Genomic DNA, 6,837 nt, shown 5'->3' with positions numbered 1-6,837 from the left:
GTGTAGCTGGGTGCGTTGGCCCTAAATTTAGTACAGAAAGCTCGCTTCCGTCTTCGTTTAGTTTTTCCTTTATTATTTTAGCATATCTATGCTCTGGTGGTAATAATAGTTCTGACATTTTATAATGTTGAATTATTTATTTTTTAGCAATTTGTTGTTGTTCTTCCAAAGAATCTGTCGTCCTTATCTGTTCTTCCGCTGTCTTCCATTGGGAATTCTTTACGCATAGGGAAAGAAATCATCTCATCCATATTCAAAATACGTTTCAATTGTGGATGTCCGATGAAATTGATTCCGAAGAAATCGTAAGTTTCTCTTTCCATCCAATTGGCACACAAAAAGATATTTGAAATACTTTTAATTTCTGGATTTGAACCGTTTATGAATGCTTTAATTCGGATGCGTTTGTTTTCGTACCAATTATGCAAATGATAAACTACAGCAAACTGTTTGTTTTCTTCATTGTCAGGGTAATGTACCGCGCATAAATCAGTCAAAAAGTGAAAACGTAAAGTAGGGTCATTTTTTAAATAAAGAACGACAGCTGTAATGATGTCTGAATCCGCTTCAAATGCAAAAATGTCTTTATCTTGATTGAATCCTAAAACCTTTGAACCAAAAGTTTCTATTAACTTATCTTGAATTTCTGTTGTTTCTAAAGCCATTTTACTTATTGAATGTTATAAGATGCCAATAATTCTTGGTACTCTGGTGAACTTCTTCTTCTTACAGATTCGCTTTTTACTAAGTCTTGTAACCTCATAACTCCATCTACAATTTGTTCTGGGCGAGGAGGACAACCAGGAACATACACGTCTACTGGAATTACTTTGTCAATTCCTTGTAATACAGAGTAAGTATCGAAAATTCCTCCTGAACAAGCACAAGCTCCAACAGCAATTACCCATCTAGGTTCTGCCATTTGTTCGTATACTTGACGTAAAATCGGAGCCATTTTTTTGGAGATAGTTCCCATTACTAATAGCATATCGGCCTGACGAGGAGAGAAACTCACTCTTTCAGAACCAAAACGGGCCAAATCATAATGCGAAGCCATAGTTGCCATAAATTCGATTCCGCAACAAGAGGTTGCAAAAGGTAAAGGCCAAAGTGAATTGGCGCGAGCTAATCCTACAACGTCATTCAGTTTTGTAGCAAAGAATCCTTCACCAACAACACCTTCCGGAGGGGCTACCATATTTATTTTTGAATCGCTCATTTTGTTTTTTTTATTTTGAATGTTGAATTTTAAATTTTGAATGTTTTAATTAATTTATAATTCAACATTTATAATTTAAAATAATTTTATTCCCACTCTAAAGCTTTCTTCTTGATGATATAGAAAAAACCAACCAAAAGAAGCATCATAAAGATAATCATTTTTATCATTCCTTCAATACCTAACTCTTTGAAATTCACGGCCCAAGGATATAAAAATATCACTTCGACATCAAAAAGAACAAACAAAATAGCAACTAAGAAATATTTTACCGAAAACGGGATTCTGGCATTTCCTACAGATTCAATACCGCATTCGAAGTTTTTGTCTTTATTTTCTGAGGATCTTTTCGGGCCAAGTTTACCGGAAATTATGATCACTGCTATGACAAATCCTACAGCCAAAACAAGCTGCATAAAGACTGGAATATAGTTTAATTGTTCGGATTGCATAATTATATTTATTTTGCTTTGAAATGAGGCACAAAGATAGCTTTAGTGAGTGGAAATCACAAGTGCAAAACGAAAATTAGTTTACGAATAAATTAGAAAATTATATTATTTTTATTGATTATAAATAATATTACAGTGGTATGATGTTTTGGTGAGAATAATGCAAAAAAAAACGTTCCGAAATTAATCGGAACGTTTTTTAGACGCTTTTTGCAAAAAATAGTTAACTATTTTTATGCTTAAAGAACTGCAACTTTAGCAGCAACTTTACCTTTTCTTCCTTCTTCTTCTTCATAGCTTACTCTGTCACCTTCGCGTAATTCTTCCGCGTTGATTCCTGATGCATGAACAAAAATGTCTTTTCCTGTTTCTTCGTCTGTAATGAATCCGTAACCTTTAGATTCATTGAAAAATTTAACTGTACCTGTACGCATTGTAATAGTAATAATAATTTATAATGAGGCAAATGTAATCTTTAATATAATACGAAAATCATTCTCACAATATTTTTTTTCTAAAATTATTGATATTCAACCTTTTCACCTAATTTGTTAAATTTAATTTAATATGTAATTCCTTTAATTGTGATTCGTCAATAACAGACGGAGCGTCAATCATTACGTCTCTTCCAGAGTTGTTTTTTGGGAATGCAATAAAATCACGAATAGTCTCTTGTCCCCCTAAAATAGCGACTAGACGGTCCAATCCAAAAGCTAAACCACCGTGAGGAGGTGCTCCAAATTGGAAAGCATCCATTAGGAAGCCAAATTGTGCTTTTGCTTCTTCTTCAGTAAAGCCTAAATATTTAAACATTAATTGTTGTGTCGCCTTGTCATGAATACGAATTGAACCTCCTCCAATTTCATTTCCGTTCAAAACCATATCATAGGCATTGGCACGAACTTTTCCAGGATCGGTTTCTAATAAGTGCATATCTTCTGGTTTTGGAGAAGTAAATGGGTGATGCATAGCATGGTAACGTCCGCTTTCTTCGTCAAATTCTAACAATGGGAAATCCACAACCCAAAGAGGTGCAAACTCTGCAGGATTTCTTAATCCCAAACGAGTTGCTAATTCCATACGCAAGGCGCTTAATTGTGCTCTTGTTTTGTCGGCTGGTCCAGAAAGTACAAAAATCATATCACCAGGTTTTGCTCCTGTAGTTTTTGCCCAATTGGTCAAGTCTTCTTGATCGTAGAATTTATCTACAGAAGATTTAAAAGTTCCATCCTCGTTGCATTTTGCATATACCATTCCGCTGGCGCCTACTTGTGGACGTTTTACCCAGTCAATTAAGGCGTCAATTTCTTTACGGGTATAATTTCCTGCTCCAGGAACCGCTATTCCGACAACTAATTCGGCAGCATTGAAAACCGGGAAATCTTTATGTTGTGCAAATTCGTTCAATTCACCAAATTCCATTCCGAAACGAATGTCCGGTTTGTCATTTCCGTATGTTTTCATGGCATAATCGTAAGTAATTCTAGGGAATTTATCTACTTCGATGCCTTTTATTTCTTTTAGCAAATGACGAGTCAAACCTTCAAATACATTCAAAATATCTTCTTGCTCCACAAATGCCATTTCACAGTCAATTTGTGTAAACTCCGGTTGTCTGTCTGCACGTAAATCTTCATCACGGAAACATTTTACAATTTGAAAATATTTATCCATTCCACCCACCATCAATAATTGTTTGAAAGTTTGTGGAGATTGTGGCAAAGCATAGAATTGCCCTTCGTTCATACGTGATGGTACGACAAAATCTCTTGCTCCTTCTGGAGTTGATTTGATTAAGTAAGGAGTTTCCACTTCACAGAAATCCAAGTCTGAAAGATATTTACGCACTTCCATTGCCACTTTGTGACGGAAAAGCAAACTGTTTTTTACTGGATTTCTTCGAATGTCCAAGTAACGGTATTTCATTCGGATGTCTTCACCACCATCAGTTTCATCTTCGATGGTAAACGGAGGAGTCAAAGCGGCATTTAATATATTTAGTTCGGTTACTAAAATTTCGATTTCACCGGTAGGAATGTTTTTGTTTTTGGCTTCACGCTCAATAACAGTTCCTTTTACCTGAATCACATATTCGCGACCCAATGTTTTAGCAGCTTCAAAAACTTCTTTTATAGAACGACTTTCGTCAAAAATCAATTGTGTAATTCCATAACGGTCGCGTAAATCTACCCAATTCATAAATCCTTTATCTCTAGATTTTTGAACCCAACCGGCAAGTGTAACTTCTGTATTGATATGTGAGGCGTTCAATTCGCCACAATTATGACTTCTGTACATGATATAAATTTTAGTTTTTGCTCTTTTTAGCGCGAGTGCAAATTTAGGATTAACTTATGAATTTTAGATTGCGAAAGTCGATTTTTTGTATTTATCTTTTTTGAATGATGACAAAAAAGCAAAATCTCTCTCTTTAGCCCCGATAGCAGTGAAAATCCTCTCTCGTTTTTTCAACGAGAGAGATTGAAACGGATAGCGGGACCGTTGCCAACTGAAAAAGCCAAATTTTTCTGCTCCAGATTAATAATTGAACTCAGATAATATGAAATTCGGCGGGCCTAATTATTTTTATTAAAAGTTAGTTTTTCCTAAAATTGACTTAAATCATCTCTTTTTGGAAAGAAATTTCTTTATTTTTTATTTCCAATGTTAAGCTTTCGCATATGTTACGAAATTGTTACCAAAATGTTTTTTTAATGTAAAATTTGTCTCTAAATTTGATATATAAGATGTAAACAATTAAAAACTAACGATATGAAAAAGCTTGTAATTTTAGTAGCGGTATTATTCTCAGGGGCTATTTTTGCACAAGATGCGAAACCCGTTTTGGAGCCATTCGGCAAAAAAATAAAAGCCACCTATTTTTATGAAAATGGGCAAGTGCAACAAGAAGGCTATTTTGAAAATGGTAAATTAGAAGGAATCTGGGTTTCCTATAACGAATCCGGAGATAAAATTTCCTCAGGAGAATATGTTGCTGGCGTAAAAACAGGCAAATGGTTTTTCTGGTCTCAAATTGATGGAAAAAATAGTCTTAGCGAAGTTGATTTCTCTAATAACAAAATTGAAAAAGTTAAAAATTGGAGACAAGATGCTTTTGCGACTTCAAACGAGTAGCAATACATAGTTAATTTAAGAAAAGGAGAAAGTCATTGTTGATTTTCTCCTTTTTTTATTGCGCTTTTCAGTGTTATAACTTTGTTAAGTTCGAATTTGTTTAAATGGATTTATTGTACCTTTATTATGCAAATGCATCGTATGGTTTAGGGTGAAATAGAGAATCAGTTTATTCAAAATATCTATTTGTCAGTGCCCCAAATTATAAAGTTTGTGTTTGTTAAGAAATCGGCTTTTATAGATTACTGTATTAGCCGATTTTGACTGTTGTAGTGCTTTTTAATGTTTATTGAATTAAAAAAGCAATTGTTTGTACTGCCCCTTTTTTATAAATCTCTTCTATTCCCTTTGATTATTTTCTAAAGCGGAACAAAAAAGGGATTTTCTTTAAATTATTTTATTCTAATTTTTTAATCTAATTAGTATGCCAAAGTATGTTATTGAAAGGGAAATTCCCAACGCAGGGAATTTGACACCAGCACAATTAAAAGAAATTTCGAATACATCTTGTGATGTCTTAAGACAAATGGGGCCAGAAATACAGTGGAAACACAGTTATGTGACTGATGACAAAATCTATTGTGTTTATATTGCGCCAAATGCAGAAATGATTAGGGAACATGCCGATAAGGGCGGGTTTCCAGCCAATAAAATAAGTCTTGTTTCGGAAATTATCGACCCGGTTACTGCGGAGTAGCAAGTTATCGCTTATTTTGGAAAAGGAGAAAATCGCTTAGATTTTCTCCTTTTTGTTTTTAAATAACTTCCAAGTTTGTAGTTACCTGGCTGTAGTCAAAAACTCCATCCCATATCTCGTCTATTCTGATGAGCGCCTTGTCCAAAGGAATAACTTTCCATTTGCCATTGGTTTCAGAACCAAGTCCAGTGTTTTTTAATTTCTGCAACGCATCTTTTACGTCAAAATCAAGTTCGGTATTGTGTTTTGTTTTAAACCAAGATTCAATCTGATGGTCGAGTTCTTCTTCCGTTAAGGGAGTTTCGCTTCTGTTCAAAAAGGAGTAGGCCAAGATGGTTTCCTTAAGCACTTCCTCTTCCGAAGAGTTTAACAAAGAATAAAACGCACCACTGTTATTCCCCAGATTTTTAAAATAAAGACTGTCCGAAAGCATTTTCGAATACTTTATCTTCTTGTTCACAAAGTTGTTGTATTGACGGAACAAGTACGCACCTAATATTCCGAGGGCGATCAAACCTTGGTTTAACGATGTTTTGCTGTTTAGCAAATCAATTGTTTCCCCAGATTCAACGGCCGATTGCATCGTGATCAATGCCGGAATCACTTTGGTACTCAATAACGAAATACCACCCACAAGTCCTGGAACCCATAACAATAGTTTATCGGTTGTGGACATCATCGGGACTGCATTCGGGAATATCGTTTCTATGTCGTTTTTGGGAACGCGTTTGAAGATTTTCAATACGATAGCCCCGGGATCAATCGGCATTTTGTTCGTACGGTTTTTCTTTTCCTTATAGTAATCGGCATCGTGATAATTAAGGTAAATCATCACGCGGTCATAATATTCAATCTCTATTTCTTTCTTCCAAAAAAAGAATTTAGAGACCGTTTCTTTTGCTTTATGCTGACCACGCACATACAATCCGTATTCTTTGTAATCCTCTATGTTAATGTCCAGTTTCAAACCAATCAAATCCGAATCTTGGAAGGCCCTGTCCAAAGTTTCCTGATCCACACGACTATAATTGCCTCGATCCAAAACTTTAAGCAGTGTTTCTTTGAAAAGGGAAAAATCACTTTTGCCAACAAAAGCCTCGCGTTCTTTTGGATTTAAATCCGGGTCGAACAACGCATAATTTTGTTTTAAATTACGGATCAGGTTAAATGCGTCATAGTGGAAATAATGCTCAATGATGTCGAACAGCTTTTTGAAATCCTCGACCTGCTTTTCTTCTCCTGCATATTCCGCCAGTTGTTCTTCGAGTAAAAATTCCTTATCAAATGGGATATAGTGTTCTGGTTGCATATTGAATTCGGGACTTTAATGGATT

Annotated in this window: 8 protein-coding genes; 2 read left to right on the top strand and 6 right to left on the bottom strand. The window is 35.1% G+C overall.

Features of this window, described 5'->3' with window-relative positions:
- Positions 1-143 precede the first annotated feature (143 nt).
- From VFS71_RS06090 to aspS, 5 genes are all read right to left on the bottom strand, one after another.
- Positions 144-665, bottom strand: a complete 522-nt coding sequence (locus tag VFS71_RS06090) for an NADH-quinone oxidoreductase subunit C (RefSeq protein ID WP_326400000.1) — start codon at positions 663-665, stop codon at positions 144-146.
- A gap of 5 nt (positions 666-670) precedes the next feature.
- A complete protein-coding gene (locus VFS71_RS06085; RefSeq protein ID WP_116796379.1) occupies positions 671-1,219 on the bottom strand; it encodes an NADH-quinone oxidoreductase subunit B in 549 nt (182 codons plus the stop codon).
- Between the two features lie 86 nt (positions 1,220-1,305).
- Entirely contained in the window at positions 1,306-1,671 is a 366-nt protein-coding gene (locus VFS71_RS06080; protein WP_310006476.1) for an NADH-quinone oxidoreductase subunit A, read from the bottom strand.
- A 239-nt stretch (positions 1,672-1,910) separates the two neighbouring features.
- A complete protein-coding gene (locus VFS71_RS06075) occupies positions 1,911-2,105 on the bottom strand; it encodes a cold-shock protein (RefSeq protein ID WP_077378011.1) in 195 nt (64 codons plus the stop codon).
- A 109-nt stretch (positions 2,106-2,214) separates the two neighbouring features.
- Complete coding sequence (gene aspS / locus VFS71_RS06070) at positions 2,215-3,969, bottom strand: aspartate--tRNA ligase (protein ID WP_326399998.1); 1,755 nt, start codon at positions 3,967-3,969, stop codon at positions 2,215-2,217.
- Between the two features lie 474 nt (positions 3,970-4,443).
- On the opposite strand from aspS, the gene VFS71_RS06065 reads away from it, so the two are divergent.
- Positions 4,444-4,806, top strand: a complete 363-nt coding sequence (locus tag VFS71_RS06065) for a membrane-binding protein (protein WP_326399996.1) — start codon at positions 4,444-4,446, stop codon at positions 4,804-4,806.
- Positions 4,807-5,230: 424 nt separating this feature from the next.
- Positions 5,231-5,503, top strand: coding sequence for a DUF4242 domain-containing protein (locus VFS71_RS06060; RefSeq protein ID WP_326399995.1), 273 nt, complete (start codon positions 5,231-5,233; stop codon positions 5,501-5,503).
- Between the two features lie 58 nt (positions 5,504-5,561).
- On the opposite strand, the gene VFS71_RS06055 is transcribed toward VFS71_RS06060, so the two are convergent.
- Complete coding sequence (locus tag VFS71_RS06055; RefSeq protein ID WP_326399992.1) at positions 5,562-6,812, bottom strand: TMEM143 family protein; 1,251 nt, start codon at positions 6,810-6,812, stop codon at positions 5,562-5,564.
- Positions 6,813-6,837 lie beyond the last annotated feature (25 nt).

This window comes from Flavobacterium sp., assembly GCF_035760125.1.
GTDB lineage: Bacteria > Bacteroidota > Bacteroidia > Flavobacteriales > Flavobacteriaceae > Flavobacterium.
Note: the sequence above shows the minus strand (reverse complement) of the source record. Positions and strands in the feature narration are given on the sequence as shown.

Excerpts from the sequence above, each read along its gene's own strand:
- VFS71_RS06090 (WP_326400000.1), bottom strand. The coding sequence starts at position 665 with ATGGCTTTAGAAACAACAGAAATTCAAGATAAGTTAATAGAAACTTTT.
- VFS71_RS06075 (WP_077378011.1), bottom strand. The coding sequence starts at position 2,105 with ATGCGTACAGGTACAGTTAAATTTTTCAATGAATCTAAAGGTTACGGA.
- VFS71_RS06080 (WP_310006476.1), bottom strand. The coding sequence starts at position 1,671 with ATGCAATCCGAACAATTAAACTATATTCCAGTCTTTATGCAGCTTGTT.
- aspS (WP_326399998.1), bottom strand. The coding sequence starts at position 3,969 with ATGTACAGAAGTCATAATTGTGGCGAATTGAACGCCTCACATATCAAT.
- VFS71_RS06055 (WP_326399992.1), bottom strand. The coding sequence starts at position 6,812 with ATGCAACCAGAACACTATATCCCATTTGATAAGGAATTTTTACTCGAA.
- VFS71_RS06065 (WP_326399996.1), top strand. The coding sequence starts at position 4,444 with ATGAAAAAGCTTGTAATTTTAGTAGCGGTATTATTCTCAGGGGCTATT.
- VFS71_RS06060 (WP_326399995.1), top strand. The coding sequence starts at position 5,231 with ATGCCAAAGTATGTTATTGAAAGGGAAATTCCCAACGCAGGGAATTTG.
- VFS71_RS06085 (WP_116796379.1), bottom strand. The coding sequence starts at position 1,219 with ATGAGCGATTCAAAAATAAATATGGTAGCCCCTCCGGAAGGTGTTGTT.